Raw genomic sequence first — 15,193 nt, 5'->3', positions numbered from 1 at the left:
GTCTTCTGGCGGTGCTGGGTCTTCTGGCGGCGCTGGGTCTTTGGGCGGCGCTTCTGCCTCGGCCGGGTCCTCTGTTGTCGAGGTTGACGGCTATTCGGTGCTGATCGGCCGGGGGCTGCTCGACCGGGTGCCGGAGCTCGTCGGCGGCGCCGCGCAGGTCGCGGTGCTGTTCGCCGGCCCCGTCCGCGGCCACGCCGAGCAGGTCATGGCCGCGCTGCGCGCCGCCGGCCGCGGCGTGCTGCCCCTGGAAGTCCCCGACGCCGAAGCGGGCAAGGACATCGCGGTCGCCGCCGGCTGCTGGGACGCGCTCGGCGAGGCCGCGTTCACCCGCAGCGACGCCGTCGTCGGCGTCGGCGGCGGCGCCGTCACAGACCTGGCCGGGTTCGTCGCCGCGAGCTGGCTGCGTGGCGTCCGGCTCGTCCAGGTCCCGACCAGCCTGCTCGGCATGGTCGACGCGGCCGTGGGCGGCAAGACCGGCATCAACACCGCTGCCGGCAAGAACCTCGTCGGCGCGTTCTACCCCCCGGCCGGCGTCGTGTGCGACCTGTCGACCCTGGACACCCTGCCCGCCGACGACCTGCGCGCCGGCATGGCCGAGGTCGTCAAGTGCGGGTTCATCGCCGACCCCGCCATCCTCGACCTCGTCGAGGCCGACCCGGCCGCGGCCCTCGACCCGCGCGGCGTGGTGCTCCCGGAGCTGGTCGAGCGGGCCGTCGCCGTCAAGGCCCGGGTCGTCTCCACCGACCTGCGCGAGTCCGGGCTCCGCGAGATCCTCAACTACGGCCACACGCTCGGCCACGCCATCGAGCGCCGCGAGCAGTACCGCTGGAAGCACGGCCACGCCGTCAGCGTCGGCCTGGTCTATGCGGCCGAACTGGGCAGGCTCACCGGCCGCCTCCCGGCCGGCGTCGCCGACCGGCACCTGCGCGTGCTGACCCTGCTGGGCCTGCCCGTCACGTACGACGCCGCCGCCTGGCCCGACCTGCACGCCGCGATGCGGGTGGACAAGAAAGCCAGGGGTGCGACGCTGCGGTTCGTCGTCCTTGACGGTCTCGCGACGCCGGGCACCCTGGCAGGCCCGCCGGACGAGCTGCTCTTCGAGGCGTACGCGGCCGTCGCGTCCTGACCGCGCAGGCCAGCCGTCACCGCGCAGGCCGGCCGTCCAGGGGTGCGGTAGGTCGCGCGGCCGAACAGAGAGCAGCTGCCGCGCGATGCGTGCCACAGTGCCGCAGCCGGTTGGCCGTGCCGCCGGACCGCTTCGAATCACACGGTACACCCGGCCAGGAAATTGATCTCTAATCGGTAGATGACGCCGTCGCTGTCCGTAGTTTACGCCACTCGGCAGGTGCGTCGGCGTGGGGGACCAGAGCAGGTCACGTGGCCGGGACCAGGGCCGGGACCGGTGGGCGGAGGCGCAGGTAGAGCACGCCCGCCACGGTGCCGAAGATTGCCGCGACGACGGCTTCCGGATACGTGGGAGCGCCGAACGGCAGGAGGAACAGCGAGATGCCGACCGACAGGCGGATCGCTGCCGGCGGCGGACGGTACATGCCGGCGGCGAGCGGGACGATCGGCCACAGCAGGTACCAGGGATGCACGACCGGGCCGCACAGGACGATCGCGGCGAGGGCCAGGCCCAGGCCGGCCAGGGGGTTCGGGGCGCGCAGCAGGGCCCAACCGGCGAGGGCGCAGCCGAGGGCCGCCGCGGCGAGCCGGATGACCGCCATCGCGTCCGGGTGGCCGGCCTCGCCCAGCAGCATGCCGATGTCGGTGCTGAGCGACAGGCCGTTGCGGACGGTTGTCGGGGTGCGCAGGGCGGCGATCCAGCCCAGGCCGAGACCGGACGCGGCCTGCAGCGCGATGAAGGCGAGGACGGCGCCGGCCGCGGTGCGGATGAGCGCGAGGGTACGGCCCCGGGACAGCGCGACGACGGTGATGAGCGCGAGGATCGCCGGGGCCTTGACGAGGGCGGCGGCGACGATGAGGGCGGCGGCGAGCAGGGGCCGGTCGCGGACCGCGGCGAGGAGCCCCGCGGCGAGCAGGCCCACCATGAGGGCGTCGTTGTGGGCGCCGGCGACGAGGTGCAGCAGGAGCAGCGGGTTGAGCGCGCCGAACCACAGGGCGCGCTGCGGGGGCACGCCGAACCGGGCGGCGAGGCCAGGCAGGCATGCCACGACCAGCGCGACGCCGGTGAGGGCGACGAGCCGCATCGCCCACACGCCGATGACGGTGTGTTCGCCGGTGAGGGCGAGGATCGCCGACGCGCAGCGCAGGAACACCGGGCCGTAGGGCGCCGGGGTGTCCTGCCAGATCGCCGGCACGTCCAGGGAGAGGGGGCCGCCGAGGGAGGACGGGCCCCATCGGTACGCGTCGAGGCCGCGGCGGACCATCTCACCCTGGGCGAGGTAGCTGTAGACGTCGCGGCTGAACATCGGGGCGGTCAGCGCGAGGGGGGCGGCCCAGCACAGCAGGGTCCGGATCAGGTCGGCGGGGCGTTGCCCGTCGACGGTGGAGCGCATGCGCAGCCACGCGCCGCACAGCAGGGCCAGCCCGAAGTACGTGCCGGCGACGCCGACGAGGGGGAAGGCGCGCAGCTCGCGGATCAGGGGCCAGTGCTCGAACGGGTCGCGTTGCGGCAACGCGCCCGCGGCCAGGCCACCCACCGCGATGGCGACGGAACCCGCGAAGCCCAGGGTACGGTTGACGATGTCCGGTCTTCCCACCCCGGCACACTGGCGTAGTTTCATGTCCTCGTGGCTAAGGCGACATGAACGGGGGCCTGCCCGACCGGTACACTGCTTCGGGCCTTTCCGCCGGCACTATGCCGCACGGACCAACTGACGAAAGTGACGTCTATCCACATGGCAACCACGAACGACCTGAAGAACGGCCTGGTGCTCAACCTCGACGGCGATCTGTGGGCCGTTGTGGAGTTCCAGCATGTCAAGCCGGGCAAGGGCGGCGCGTTCGTGCGGACCACCCTGAAGAACGTGCTCTCCGGCAAGGTGGTCGACCGCACGTTCAACGCCGGCACGAAGGTCGAGACCGCCACCGTCGACAAGCGCACGATGCAGTACCTGTACATCGACGGTGAAGACTACGTGTTCATGGACCTCCAGTCGTATGAGCAGATCTCGGTCCCGTCCGGCACGGTCGGTGAGGGCACGAAGTTCCTGCTGCCCGAGGCCGAGGTGACGGTGGCGACGCACGAGGGTGTGCCGCTGTATGTCGAGCTGCCGACGTCGGTGATCCTCGAGGTCACCTACACGGAGCCGGGCCTGCAGGGTGACCGCTCCACCGGTGGCACGAAGCCGGCGACGGTGGAGACGGGCGCCACGGTCAACGTGCCGCTGTTCATCTCCACCGGCGAGAAGATCAAGGTTGACACCCGCGACAGCCGTTACCTGGGCCGGGCGTGAGCTTTTCAGGAGGTTCGTTCCTGGGTGGTGACGTCACCGCTCAGATGACGGCGCGCCGGAAGGCCCGGAAACGGGCCCTCGACGTCCTCTACTCGGCTGACCTGCGAGGTGAGTCGCGCGCGTCGACCCTGTCGGCGTATGTGGCCAACCTGGAGGAGCCGAAGCCCGGTTACCTGCCCTACACCGTCCAGCTGGTCGAGGGTGTCGAGAGCCACTCCGTCCGCATCGACGAGCTGCTGTCCAGCTATGCCGAGGGCTGGACCCTGGAGCGGATGCCGGTGGTTGACCGGAATCTGGCCCGGATCGCGGTGTACGAGCTGCTGTACAACGACGAGATCGACAACCCGGTCGCGATCACGGAGGCGGTCGAGCTCGCGGAGACGCTGTCGACCGACGACTCGCCGCGTTTCCTCAACGGCATCCTCGGCCGGATCGCCGACTACGCCACGTAGGACCGCGTGGTGGGCTGGACGAGCGTCGAGCGCGATCCGCCGTCGCACGACGCGGATCCGCTCGACCATCTGCTGTTCCGCCAGCACAACGTCATCTCCCGCCGCCAGGCCCTGCGCCACCTGACCCGAAACACCCTGTATCACCGGGTGGCGTCCGGCAGGTGGCAGCAGCCGGTCCGGTCGATCTTCGTGGCGCACACCGGACCGATCGGCGTCCCGCAGCAGCGCTGGATCGGGGTACTGGCCAGCCGTGGACCTCTCGCTGCGTTCAGTGCGCTGGAAGTCCTGGGCCTCAAGGGGTACCGCAAGCCGTACACCGAGATACTGATCACCGCGAGACGGCGGGTGACGTTGACCCCACCGGACACGGTGATCCGGCGGACGGCCTACCTGCCGACCGAGGACGTGCTCACCGGGGGACTGCCGCCGTCAACGGTGGCAGCGCGGTCACTGGTCGACGCCGCCCAGTGGGCCCGCGACGACGCCGAGGCGACCGCGGTGGTCGCGGCCGCGTTCCAGCAACGGCTGGTCACAGGTGACGAGGTCCTCGCCGTGCTCGGCCGGTTGCAGGGGGTGCGCCGTGAGGCGCTGATCCGGCAGACCGTCGAGGACGCCCGGGGCGGCTCGCACTCGATCTCCGAGGTGCAGTTCCTGCAGCTGTGCCGGCGCAACGGTCTGCCCGATCCGACCCGTCAGGTGGTGCGGAGGGACGAGCGTGGGCGGAAGCGCTATCGCGACGCGCTGTTCGAGGAGTACGGGATCCACGTCGAGATCGACGGGGCCCAGCACATGGAGGTGCGGGCCTGGTCCGCCGACATGGTGCAGCACAACGAGATCGCGATCACCGGCGACCGGCTGCTGCGGTTCACCGCATGGCAGGTCCGCCGCGACCCGGAGACCGTGGTCCGTCAACTGCGCGCGGCACTGCTGGCCGCGGGGTGGCGACCCGCGAGTTGACCTTGGAGAGTTTGTCTTGCCAGGGCCAGACAAAGTCTCCAAGGTCAACTGCGGGGGAAGGAAAAGGGGGCCGTGGAAGCGGCCCCCTTCGAATCGGTCAGGACTGGAACAGGCTGCGCGGGTCGGTGACGAGCACGCCGTGCTCGTTGAGCCGCTCGACCAGGCCCGACGGCGACGCGTCGTAGACGATCGCCAGGGCGCGCAGGTCGTCCGCGCGGATGGACAGCACGCGACCGTTGTAGTCGCCGCGCTGCTGCTGGATGGCACGCGCATAGCGGGCCACGTAGGCCAGGTCCTCGGCGCCGGCGTCGTACAGCCGCTCCAGGTCCAGGACGATCTTGTTGGTGGGCTCGTGCCGCACGCCACTGCCTTCGGGCAGCAGCTCAGCGACGGGGACGCGGTAGAACTCGGCCAGCTCGGCCAGGCGGGACACGGTGACGGCACGGTCGCCCCGCTCATACGAGCCGACGACGACGGCCTTCCAACGCCCTGCCGACTTCTCCTCGACACCCTGCAGAGACAGCCCCTGCTGCTGTCGGATGGAGCGCAGGCGAGCACCAAGAGACTTGGCGTACTCAGACGGCATACGGACACTCCCAGTCACTGGCCTGAGGGGTTTCCCCAGCGATCGCTACGGAGCGTGACCGTAACTGGCGGAAGACGCGTGGTCAAGTGGTCGAGACCCATCCGTTGCCCAGGTCAGGGCGGTTGTTAGGGTGGTTGCCGTTCGACGTCCTTTAACGACCCGTCCGGTGAGGCGGGGAAGGAGGTCTGGTTTGTCGTCCCCGACAACCGGCGCTGAGCTGGGCAAAACCATCCTAACGGCGGCAGATGTTGCCCGGGTGGTGGACCGGATTGCCCATCAGATTCTGGAAAAGACGTCCGGCGCTGCCGAAACGGTGCTGCTGGGCATACCTACCCGAGGCGTTCCCCTCGCTCAGAGGCTGGCCGCACGCATCGCCACCTTCGAGGGCGCAGAGATCCCCGTGGGTGTGTTGGACATCACGCTTTATCGGGATGATCTTCGCCTGCAGGCGACCCGTGCGCTGGGTCACACCGAGGTGCCGCCGGGCGGCCTCGACGGGCGGCGGGTGATCCTCGTCGACGACGTCCTGTTCTCCGGCCGGACCGTCCGCGCGGCGCTGGACGCGCTGAAGGATCTCGGCCGGCCGCGGATGGTGCAGCTGGCGGTCCTGGTCGACCGGGGGCACCGCGAGCTGCCGATCCGGGCGGACTACGTCGGCAAGAACATCCCGACCTCGATCGAGGAGAGCGTCCGGGTGTCCGTCGCCGAGCACGACGGCGAGGACGCCGTGGTGATCGTCAGCAAAGGGAGGCAGGCATGAAGCACCTGCTCAGCGCGGCCGACCTGGACGCCGCCGCCGCGACCCTGGTGCTGGACACCGCGGCGGAGATGGCGAGCATCGCGGGGCGCGAGGTGAAGAAGCTGCCCGCGTTGCGGGGGCGCACCGTGGTGAACCTGTTCTACGAGGACTCGACCAGGACCCGGATCTCGTTCGAGGCGGCGGCCAAGCGGCTGTCGGCGGACGTCATCAACTTCTCCGCGAAGGGCTCCAGCGTCTCGAAGGGCGAAAGTCTCAAGGACACCGCGCTGACGTTGCAGGCGATGGGCGCCGACGCGGTCGTCATCCGGCACCCCGCCAGCGGCGCGCCGCACCGGCTCGCGAACTGGGTCGAGGGCAGCGTCGTCAACGCCGGTGACGGCACCCACGAGCACCCGACGCAGGCCTTGCTCGACGCGTACACCATGCGCAGCCGGCTCAAACGGCTCGCCGGGCTCAACGTGGCGATCGTCGGCGACGTGCTGCACTCACGGGTGGCCAGGTCCAACGTGCTGCTGCTGCACACGCTCGGCGCGAAGGTGACGCTCGTCGCACCGCCGACGCTGCTGCCCGTCGGGGTGGGCGCGTGGCCGGCGGAGACGTCCTACGACCTGGACGCGGTGGTGCCGGATTCCGACGTCGTCATGATGCTGCGGGTCCAGCGGGAAAGAATGAACCAGGCGTACTTCCCCTCGGAGCGGGAGTACGCGCGACGCTACGGCTTCGACGTGCCGCGCATGCGCCGGCTGCCCGAGCACGCGATCGTCATGCATCCCGGCCCGATGAACCGGGGCATGGAGATCGCGCCGGAGGTCGCCGACTCGCCGCGCTCCACGATCGTCGAACAGGTCGCCAACGGGGTCTCCGTGCGAATGGCCGTCCTCTACCTGCTGCTCGGAGGCAAAGCGTGATCACGAACCTGGGCGAGATCACCGTCGAAGACGGGGTCATTGTCAGCATAAATCCGGACAAGAAGGGGCCGAAGGTCGCGCTGCCCGGCCTCGTCGACCTGCACACCCACCTGCGCGAGCCGGGCCGCGAGGACGCCGAGACCGTCGAGTCCGGGTCGAGGGCCGCGGCGCTCGGCGGGTACACCGCGGTGTGCGCGATGGCGAACACGTCCCCGGTCGCCGACACCGCCGGCGTCGTGGAGCAGGTGTGGCGGCTCGGCCGCGAGGCGGGCCTGGTCGACGTGCAGCCGGTCGGCGCCGTCACCGTCGGCCTCGGCGGCGAGCAGCTCGCCGAGCTCGGCGCGATGGCCGACTCCGCCGCCAAGGTCCGGGTCTTCTCCGACGACGGGCACTGCGTCAGCGACCCCCGCCTCATGCGCCGCGCCCTGGAGTACGTCAAGGCGTTCGACGGCGTCATCGCCCAGCACGCCGAGGAGCCGCGGCTGACCACCGGCGCCCAGATGAACGAGGGCGAGGTCGCCGCCCGGCTCGGCCTGATCGGCTGGCCCGCGGTCGCCGAGGAGGCGATCATCGCCCGGGACGTGCTGCTCGCCGGGCACGTCGGCGCCCGCCTGCACATCTGCCACGTGTCGACCGCCGGCAGCGTCGAGCTGATCCGCTGGGCGAAGTCAAAGGGCTGGCGGGTGACGGCCGAGGTGACGCCGCACCACCTGCTGCTCACTGAGGACCTCGCCGTCGACTATGACCCGGTGTACAAGGTGAACCCCCCGCTGCGGACCGAGGCCGACGTCCTCGCCCTGCGCAGGGGGCTGCAGGACGGCACGATCGACTGCGTCGCCACCGACCACGCCCCGCACAGCGTCGAGGACAAGGAGTGCGAGTGGGCGTACGCCAGGCCCGGCATGCTCGGCCTGGAGACCGCCCTCGCGATCGTCGTACAGACGATGGGGCCGCAGTGGGACCGGATAGCGGACTGGATGTCCGTCGCGCCCGCGAAGATCGCCGGCCTGGCCGGGCACGGCCATCTCCTCGCGCCGGGGCAGCCCGCGAACATCACGATCTTCGACCCGGACGTCAGGTGGACGGTCGACCCGACCGCCCTGGCCAGCAGGTCGCGCAACACCCCATACGCCGGAATGGAGCTGCGCGGTCGCGTCGAGGCGACCTACCTGCGCGGCGAGCCGACGGTGTTGAACGGAAAGGCGACTCGGTGAAGCGCAGGGCAGCATTGTTGGTACTGGAGGACGGCCGCACCTTCCGCGGCGAGGCCTTCGGCAGCATCGGGGAGACGTTCGGCGAGGCGGTGTTCAACACCGGCATGACCGGCTACCAGGAGACGCTGACCGACCCGTCGTACCACCGGCAGGTCGTCGTGCAGACCGCGCCGCAGATCGGCAACACCGGGATCAACGGCGAGGACGACGAGTCCGACCGGATCTGGGTCGCCGGCTACGTGGTCCGGGACCCGTCGCGGACGTACTCCAACTGGCGGGCCACCGGCAGCCTCCAGGACCGCCTGGCCGTCGAGGGGGTCGTCGGCATCAGCGGCGTCGACACCCGGGCGCTGACCCGGCACCTGCGCGACCGCGGCGCGATGCGGGTCGGCGTGTCCAGCGTCGACGACGACCGCGACGGCCTGCTGCAGCGGGTCCGGCAGCAGCCGCAGATGCTCGGCGCCGACCTGTCCGCGGAGGTGAGCACCCCGCAGCGGTACACGGTCGAGGCCGAGGGGGAGCACCGGTTCACGGTCGCCGCGATCGACCTGGGCATCAAGCGCAACGTCCCGCGCCGCCTCGCCGCCCGCGGGGTCACCACGCACGTGCTGCCCGCGGCCACGACCCTGGAGGAGATCCGGGCACTCAACGCGGACGCGGTGTTCTTCTCGCCCGGCCCGGGGGACCCGGCCACCGCGGACGGTCCGGTAAATCTGGCGAAAGCCGTCATGTCCGCAAAAATCCCCCTTTTCGGCATCTGCTTCGGCAGCCAGATCCTCGGCCGCGCGCTCGGGTTCGGCACGTACAAGCTTGGCTACGGGCACCGCGGCATCAACCAGCCGGTGCTCGACCGGACCACCGGCAAGGTCGAGGTCACCAGCCACAACCACGGCTTCGCCGTCGACGCGCCCCTCGAAGGCCGCACCAGCACCGAGTTCGGCGAGGTCGAGGTCAGCCACGTCTGCCTCAACGACAACGTCGTGGAGGGCCTGCGCTGCCTGGACGTGCCGGCTTTCACCGTGCAGTACCACCCGGAGGCGGCAGCGGGGCCGCACGACGCGGACTACCTGTTCGACAGATTCGCGGAGTTGATGAACACAAATGCCTAAGCGGACCGATCTCCGGCACGTCCTCGTCATCGGCTCCGGCCCGATCGTCATCGGCCAGGCGTGCGAGTTCGACTACTCCGGCACCCAGGCGTGCCGGGTGCTGCGCGCGGAGGGGTTGCGGGTCAGCCTCGTCAACTCCAACCCGGCGACGATCATGACCGATCCCGAGTTCGCCGACGCCACGTACGTCGAGCCGATCACCCCGGAGTTCGTCGAGCAGGTGATCGCCCGGGAACGCCCCGACGCGCTCCTGGCGACCCTGGGCGGGCAGACCGCGCTGAACACCGCGGTCGCGCTGCACGAGGCGGGTGTCCTGGACAAGTACGGCGTCGAGCTCATCGGCGCCAACATCGACGCGATCCGCCGCGGCGAGGACCGGCAGCTGTTCAAGGACATCGTGGCCAAGGCCGGCGGCGAGACCCCGCGCAGCCGGGTCTGCCACTCGATGGACGAGGTCCGCGAGACCGTCGCCGACCTGGGCCTGCCGGTCGTGATCCGGCCGTCGTTCACCATGGGCGGGCTCGGCTCCGGCATGGCGCACAACGACGCCGACCTGGAACGGCTCGCCGGCGGCGGCCTGGTCGCCTCCCCGGTGCACGAGGTCCTCATCGAGGAGAGCGTGCTCGGCTGGAAGGAGTTCGAGCTGGAGCTGATGCGCGACAAGCACGACAACGTCGTCGTCGTGTGCTCCATCGAGAACGTCGACGCGATGGGCGTGCACACCGGCGACTCCGTCACGGTCGCGCCGGCGATGACGCTCACCGACGTGGAGTACCAGCGGCTGCGCGACCTCGGCATCGCCGTGCTGCGCGAGGTCGGCGTCGACACCGGCGGCTGCAACATCCAGTTCGCGGTGCACCCGCAGACCGGGCGCCTCGTCGTCATCGAGATGAACCCGCGGGTGTCGCGCTCCAGCGCCCTGGCGAGCAAGGCGACCGGCTTCCCGATCGCCAAGATCGCCGCGAAGCTGGCCATCGGCTACACCCTGGACGAGATCCCCAACGACATCACCCTGAAGACCCCGGCGGCGTTCGAGCCGTCGCTGGACTACGTCGTGGTGAAGATCCCGCGGTTCGCGTTCGAGAAGTTCCCCGGGGCGGACGCGGAGCTGACCACGACGATGAAGTCCGTCGGCGAGGCCATGTCGATGGGGCGCACCTTCCAGGAGGCCCTGGGCAAGGCGATGCGGTCGATGGAGACCAAGGCCGCCGGCTTCTGGACCACGCCGGACAAGGAGGGCCTCGACGCGCTCGAAGCGCTGCGCACCCCGCACGACGGCCGGCTGTACACGGTGGAACGCGCGATCCGCGAAGGGCACAGTGTCACGGCGGTCGCCGAGGCGAGCGGCTTCGACCCGTGGTTCGTCGACCAGATCGCGGGCCTCGTCGACCTGCGCGCCGAGATCCTCAACGCCGCCGTCCTGGACGAGCCGCTGCTGCGCACCGCGAAACGGGCCGGGCTGTCGGACCGGCAGATCGCCGCGCTGCGGCCCGAGTTCGCCGGCGAGGACGGGGTACGCAGTCTCCGCCAGCGCCTGGGCCTGCGGCCCGTGTACAAGACCGTCGACACGTGCGCAGCGGAGTTCGGGGCGAGCACCCCGTACCACTACAGCACCTACGAGGAGGAGACCGAGGTCGTCCCGTCGGACCGGCCGAAGGTGCTCATCCTCGGCTCCGGCCCGAACCGCATCGGCCAGGGCATCGAGTTCGACTACTCGTGCGTGCACGCGGTCATGGCGCTGCGGGCCGTGGGCTACGAGACCGTCATGGTCAACTGCAACCCGGAGACGGTCTCCACCGACTACGACACCGCCGACCGCCTGTACTTCGAGCCGCTCACCTTCGAGGACGTCCTGGAGGTCGTGCACGCCGAGGACGAGTCCGGCAAGGCCGCCGGCGGTCCCGGCGTCATCGGCGTCGTCGTGCAGCTCGGCGGGCAGACCCCGCTCGGCCTCGCCCAGCACCTCGCCGACGCGGGCGTGCCGATCGTCGGCACCTCACCCGAGGCGATCGACCTGGCCGAGCACCGCGGCGCGTTCGGCAAGCTGCTCGCCGGGGCCGGGCTGACCACCCCGGCGCACGGCACCGCGACCAGCTTCGCCGAGGCGAAGCTCATCGCCGACGAGATCGGCTACCCGGTGCTGGTGCGGCCCTCGTACGTGCTCGGCGGCCGCGGCATGGAGATCGTCTACGACGAGGAGACGCTGCGCGGCTACATCGGCCGGGCGACGGAGATCTCCCCGGCGCACCCGGTGCTGGTCGACCGGTTCCTCGACGACGCCATCGAGATCGACGTCGACGCGCTGTGCGACAAGGACGGCGAGGTCTACGTCGGTGGGGTCATGGAGCACATCGAGGAGGCCGGCATCCACTCCGGCGACTCCTCCTGCGTCCTGCCGCCGATCACCCTCGCCACCGTGCACCTGGACGAGGTGCGCCGCTACACGGTCGCCCTGGCCCGCGGGATCGGCGTGCAGGGGCTGCTCAACGTCCAGTACGCGCTCAAGGACGATGTGCTGTACGTCCTGGAGGCCAACCCGCGCGCGTCGCGCACCGTGCCGTTCGTGTCGAAGGCGACCGCGGTGCCCCTGGCGAAGGCCGCGGCCCGCATCGCCCTGGGCGCCACGATCGCCGAGCTGCGTGCCGAAGGGCTCCTGCCGGCGCATGGCGACGGGGGTACCCCGCCCGAGCACGCGCCGATCGCGGTCAAGGAGGCGGTGCTGCCGTTCAAGCGGTTCCGCACCGTCGAGGGCAAAGGCGTGGACAACCTGCTCGGCCCGGAGATGAAGTCGACGGGTGAGGTCATGGGCATCGACACGTCCTTCGGGCACGCGTTCGCGAAGTCCCAGGCCGCCGCGTACGGCTCGCTGCCGACCACCGGCACCGTCCTCGTCACCGTCGCCAACCGGGACAAACGCGGCATCGTGTTCCCGGTCAAGCGCCTCGCCGACCTCGGGTTCGCGATCGTGGCCACCGCCGGCACCGGTCAGGTGCTGCGCCGGTACGGGGTCGCCTGCGAGATCGTGCCGAAGCACTTCGAGGAGGGCAACGGCCGCAACGCGGTGTCGATGATCGCCGGCGGCGAGGTCGCCCTGGTGATCAACACTCCGCAGGGCTCCAGTGGCCGGCAGGACGGCTACGAGATCCGCAGCGCCGCGGTCGTCGCCGACATCCCGTGCATCACCACGCTGCCCGGCGCGGCGGCCGCCGTCATGGGCATCGAGGCGCTGCTGCGCGGCGAGATGACGGTCCGCCCGCTGCAGGAGCTGCACGCCGCGCTGCGCGGGCAGCAGTGACCTACGAACGCCTCGTCAGGCCGGTCCTGTTCCGTCTCGGCGGCGGCGACGCCGAGACGGTCCACGAGCTGACCCTGCGGTGGCTGGCCCGGCTCCCGCGCGGATCCGCGTACAGCCCGCCGGGCGCGCGCCGGACCGTGTTCGGGATCGACTTCCCGAACACGGTCGGGCTGGCCGCCGGCATGGACAAGGACGGCCGGGCGCTGCGGGCCTGGCCGCGGCTCGGGTTCGGCTTCGTCGAGGTCGGCACCGTCACCTGGCACCCGCAGCCCGGCAACGACCGGCCCCGGCTGTTCCGCTTCCCCGCCCACGAGGCGATCGTCAACCGGATGGGGTTCAACAACGCGGGCGCCCGGGCCCTCTCGGCGCGCCTCGCCGCGCTCGGGCCGCTGCCCGTGCCCCTCGGGATCAGCCTCGGCAAGTCCAAGGTGACGCCGCTCACCGGCGCCGTCGAGGACTACGTGAGCAGCTTCCGGCAGCTGTACGACCAGGGCGCGTACTTCGCTGTCAACGTGAGCTCGCCGAACACGCCGGGGCTGCGCGAACTGCAGGACAAGGCGCACCTGTCGGCGCTGCTCGGCGCCCTGCACGCGGAGAACCCGGCGGGCCGGCCGGTCCTGGTGAAGGTCGCGCCCGACCTCACCGACGCCGCGCTCGGCGAGCTGCTCGACGTGTGCCTCGCCCACGGCGTCGCCGGGCTCATCGCCACCAACACCACGATCGAACGGCCCGGCGTGCCCACGGCCGAGGCGGGCGGGCTCAGCGGCCGTCCCCTCGCCCCGCGGGCCCTGGAGGTCGTGCGCTTCGTGGTCAAGGAGAGCGGGCTGCCGGTCGTCGGCGTCGGCGGGATCAGCACCGGCGACGACGTCACCCGGATGCTGGACGCCGGCGCCTCGCTCGTGCAGCTCTACACGGGACTCATCTACCACGGCCCCCGCCTCGTCCGGCAGGCCGTGCAAGCCACCAGGGGGAAACGGTGACCGAACACTTCGGCGCGCGGCTGCGCGCCGCCATGGACACGCTGGGGCCGCTGTGCGTCGGGATCGACCCTCACCCCTCCCTCCTGGCTGCCTGGGGGCTCTCCGACGATGTCAAGGGCCTGGAAGCGTTCAGTCAGACGGTGGGGGAGGCCCTGGCCGACCGGGTCGCAGTGATCAAGCCCCAGTCTGCCTTTTTTGAGCGTTTCGGCTCCAGGGGCATAGCGGTCCTGGAGTCGACTATCCGACAGTTGCGGCTGACCCGAACTCTTGTAGTTCTCGACGTCAAGCGGGGTGACATCGGCTCCACGGCCGCCGCGTACGCCGATGCGTACCTCGATCCGGCGTCCCCGCTGTGCGCCGACGCGATCACCGTCAGCCCCTATCTCGGGGTCGGCGCGCTGCGCCCGATCATCGACAAGGCGGCCGCGCACGGGCTCGGCGCGTTCGTCCTCGCCCTCACCTCCAATCCCGAGGGCGCCGCCGTCCAGCGGGCCGTCGGTACCCTCGGAAAGACCGTCGCACAGACCGTCATTGACGAGATTTCGCAGGTCAACGCGGGTGTGACGCCGCTCGGCGACGTCGGCGTGGTGATCGGCGCCACGCTCGGGCAGCACGGGCACGATCTGACGAACCTCAATGGCCCGATCCTGGCGCCGGGCCTCGGCGCGCAGGGTGGAACGGCCGCCGGGCTGCGCGCCGCGTTCGGTGATCAAGCCTCTGACGTGCTGCCGTCGTACTCCCGGGAGATCCTCGGCGCGGGCCCCGGCATCGCCACGCTGCGTGCCGCCGCGGAGCGGGCGCGTGACGAATGCGCCGCCGCTCTGGCGGTCACCGCCTGATCATCTGGCCGCCACCGGCCGTCGATCATGTGATTCCCACGTTGCCGAAATGGCTCGTGACCGCTAGTTTTCCCGGCGCTAGACCATCAACATTCTTTTCAAGGGACCTGAGGAGACCTGGTGCCGCTCCCGTCACTGAGCCCGGAACAGCGCGCAGCCGCTTTGGAAAAAGCGGCTGAGATTCGTAAGGCTCGCGCTGAGCTGAAGGAGCAACTGAAGCAGGGGAAGACCACCCTCGCTGCCGTGCTCGATCGTGCGGAGTCCGACGACGTCGTCGGCAAGCTTCGGGTTTCGGCCGTGCTGCAGGCAATGCCCGGCATCGGCAAGATCCGCGCGACGCAGATCATGGAGAAGCTGAAGATCGCTGACAGCCGCCGCCTTCGCGGCCTCGGCGACCAGCAGCGCAAGGCACTGCTCGGGGAGTTCGCCGGCGGCAAGTGACTGCCGCCAGGTAGGTCCCCCCGGACCAGTGCTAGGACCTCGACGCGCCCGGACCCTTCGGTCCCGGGGGGGCGTTGGGTATGGGGCCGGCCCCCCGGGGGGGGGGGCGGGGGGGGTGGGCGTTTTGGTTGTGTGGGTGGGGTGGGCGGGACTCTTGTGGGGGGTGGTGGGGGGTGTGTCGTCTGGGGTGGCGGTCTCGGCCCGCGGGGCGTGCCGCCCCCCCCCCCGCCCCG

14 protein-coding genes are annotated in these 15,193 nt (G+C 71.0%); 12 read left to right on the top strand and 2 right to left on the bottom strand.

The window, feature by feature from the left end; genetic code table 11:
* The first annotated feature begins 40 nt into the window (after positions 1–40).
* Positions 41–1,126, top strand: a complete 1,086-nt coding sequence (gene aroB, locus AB0K00_RS06740; RefSeq protein WP_363516492.1) for a 3-dehydroquinate synthase — start codon at positions 41–43, stop codon at positions 1,124–1,126.
* Positions 1,127–1,373: 247 nt separating this feature from the next.
* Here the strand turns inward: aroB and mptB are convergent, their stop codons facing one another.
* Positions 1,374–2,723: a polyprenol phosphomannose-dependent alpha 1,6 mannosyltransferase MptB gene (gene mptB, locus AB0K00_RS06735; RefSeq protein ID WP_363516489.1), complete on the bottom strand. Its 1,350-nt coding sequence runs from the start codon at positions 2,721–2,723 to the stop codon at positions 1,374–1,376.
* 138 nt (positions 2,724–2,861) lie between these two features.
* Between mptB and efp the strand changes: the two genes are divergently transcribed.
* From efp to AB0K00_RS06720, 3 genes are read left to right on the top strand one after another with little or no spacing between them, the layout of a single operon-like run.
* Positions 2,862–3,419: an elongation factor P gene (efp, locus tag AB0K00_RS06730; RefSeq protein WP_327009531.1), complete on the top strand. Its 558-nt coding sequence runs from the start codon at positions 2,862–2,864 to the stop codon at positions 3,417–3,419.
* 44 nt (positions 3,420–3,463) lie between these two features.
* Complete coding sequence (gene nusB, locus AB0K00_RS06725; protein ID WP_363516486.1) at positions 3,464–3,871, top strand: transcription antitermination factor NusB; 408 nt, start codon at positions 3,464–3,466, stop codon at positions 3,869–3,871.
* A gap of 9 nt (positions 3,872–3,880) precedes the next feature.
* Positions 3,881–4,828: a hypothetical protein gene (locus AB0K00_RS06720; protein ID WP_363516483.1), complete on the top strand. Its 948-nt coding sequence runs from the start codon at positions 3,881–3,883 to the stop codon at positions 4,826–4,828.
* A 97-nt stretch (positions 4,829–4,925) separates the two neighbouring features.
* Here AB0K00_RS06720 and AB0K00_RS06715 read toward each other — a convergent pair whose 3' ends face one another.
* Positions 4,926–5,414: a transcriptional regulator gene (locus AB0K00_RS06715; protein WP_033356835.1), complete on the bottom strand. Its 489-nt coding sequence runs from the start codon at positions 5,412–5,414 to the stop codon at positions 4,926–4,928.
* Positions 5,415–5,604: 190 nt separating this feature from the next.
* On the opposite strand from AB0K00_RS06715, the gene pyrR reads away from it, so the two are divergent.
* The 8 genes from pyrR (at position 5,605) to mihF (ending at position 14,960) form a co-directional block, all read left to right on the top strand.
* Entirely contained in the window at positions 5,605–6,174 is a 570-nt protein-coding gene (pyrR, locus tag AB0K00_RS06710) for a bifunctional pyr operon transcriptional regulator/uracil phosphoribosyltransferase PyrR (protein ID WP_363516480.1), read from the top strand.
* The gene (locus AB0K00_RS06705) at positions 6,171–7,082 is read left to right on the top strand and encodes an aspartate carbamoyltransferase catalytic subunit (RefSeq protein WP_363516477.1); all 912 of its coding nucleotides are present in this window, start codon (positions 6,171–6,173) and stop codon (positions 7,080–7,082) included. Before pyrR ends, AB0K00_RS06705 begins: the two co-directional genes overlap by 4 nt.
* A gap of 17 nt (positions 7,083–7,099) precedes the next feature.
* A complete protein-coding gene (locus AB0K00_RS06700; protein WP_363517604.1) occupies positions 7,100–8,296 on the top strand; it encodes a dihydroorotase in 1,197 nt (398 codons plus the stop codon).
* Positions 8,293–9,405: a glutamine-hydrolyzing carbamoyl-phosphate synthase small subunit gene (gene carA, locus AB0K00_RS06695; RefSeq protein ID WP_363516473.1), complete on the top strand. Its 1,113-nt coding sequence runs from the start codon at positions 8,293–8,295 to the stop codon at positions 9,403–9,405. Before AB0K00_RS06700 ends, carA begins: the two co-directional genes overlap by 4 nt.
* Positions 9,398–12,700, top strand: a complete 3,303-nt coding sequence (gene carB / locus AB0K00_RS06690) for a carbamoyl-phosphate synthase large subunit (RefSeq protein ID WP_363516470.1) — start codon at positions 9,398–9,400, stop codon at positions 12,698–12,700. The genes carA and carB overlap by 8 nt, the downstream gene beginning before the upstream one ends.
* Positions 12,697–13,680, top strand: coding sequence for a quinone-dependent dihydroorotate dehydrogenase (locus AB0K00_RS06685; RefSeq protein ID WP_363516467.1), 984 nt, complete (start codon positions 12,697–12,699; stop codon positions 13,678–13,680). The genes carB and AB0K00_RS06685 overlap by 4 nt, the downstream gene beginning before the upstream one ends.
* Positions 13,677–14,519 carry an orotidine-5'-phosphate decarboxylase gene (pyrF, locus tag AB0K00_RS06680; RefSeq protein ID WP_363516464.1) on the top strand — a complete coding sequence of 281 codons (843 nt, stop codon included), beginning with the start codon at positions 13,677–13,679 and terminating at the stop codon, positions 14,517–14,519. The genes AB0K00_RS06685 and pyrF overlap by 4 nt, the downstream gene beginning before the upstream one ends.
* A 120-nt stretch (positions 14,520–14,639) precedes the next feature.
* Complete coding sequence (gene mihF, locus AB0K00_RS06675) at positions 14,640–14,960, top strand: integration host factor, actinobacterial type (RefSeq protein WP_033356842.1); 321 nt, start codon at positions 14,640–14,642, stop codon at positions 14,958–14,960.
* Positions 14,961–15,193: the final 233 nt, after the last annotated feature.

It is taken from the genome of Dactylosporangium sp. NPDC049525 (assembly GCF_040676755.1).
Classification (GTDB): Bacteria; Actinomycetota; Actinomycetes; order Mycobacteriales; family Micromonosporaceae; genus Dactylosporangium.
Note: the sequence above shows the minus strand (reverse complement) of the source record. Positions and strands in the feature narration are given on the sequence as shown.

Excerpts from the sequence above, each read along its gene's own strand:
- efp (WP_327009531.1), top strand. The coding sequence starts at position 2,862 with ATGGCAACCACGAACGACCTGAAGAACGGCCTGGTGCTCAACCTCGAC.
- nusB (WP_363516486.1), top strand. The coding sequence starts at position 3,464 with ATGACGGCGCGCCGGAAGGCCCGGAAACGGGCCCTCGACGTCCTCTAC.
- AB0K00_RS06715 (WP_033356835.1), bottom strand. The coding sequence starts at position 5,414 with ATGCCGTCTGAGTACGCCAAGTCTCTTGGTGCTCGCCTGCGCTCCATC.
- AB0K00_RS06705 (WP_363516477.1), top strand. The coding sequence starts at position 6,171 with ATGAAGCACCTGCTCAGCGCGGCCGACCTGGACGCCGCCGCCGCGACC.
- carB (WP_363516470.1), top strand. The coding sequence starts at position 9,398 with ATGCCTAAGCGGACCGATCTCCGGCACGTCCTCGTCATCGGCTCCGGC.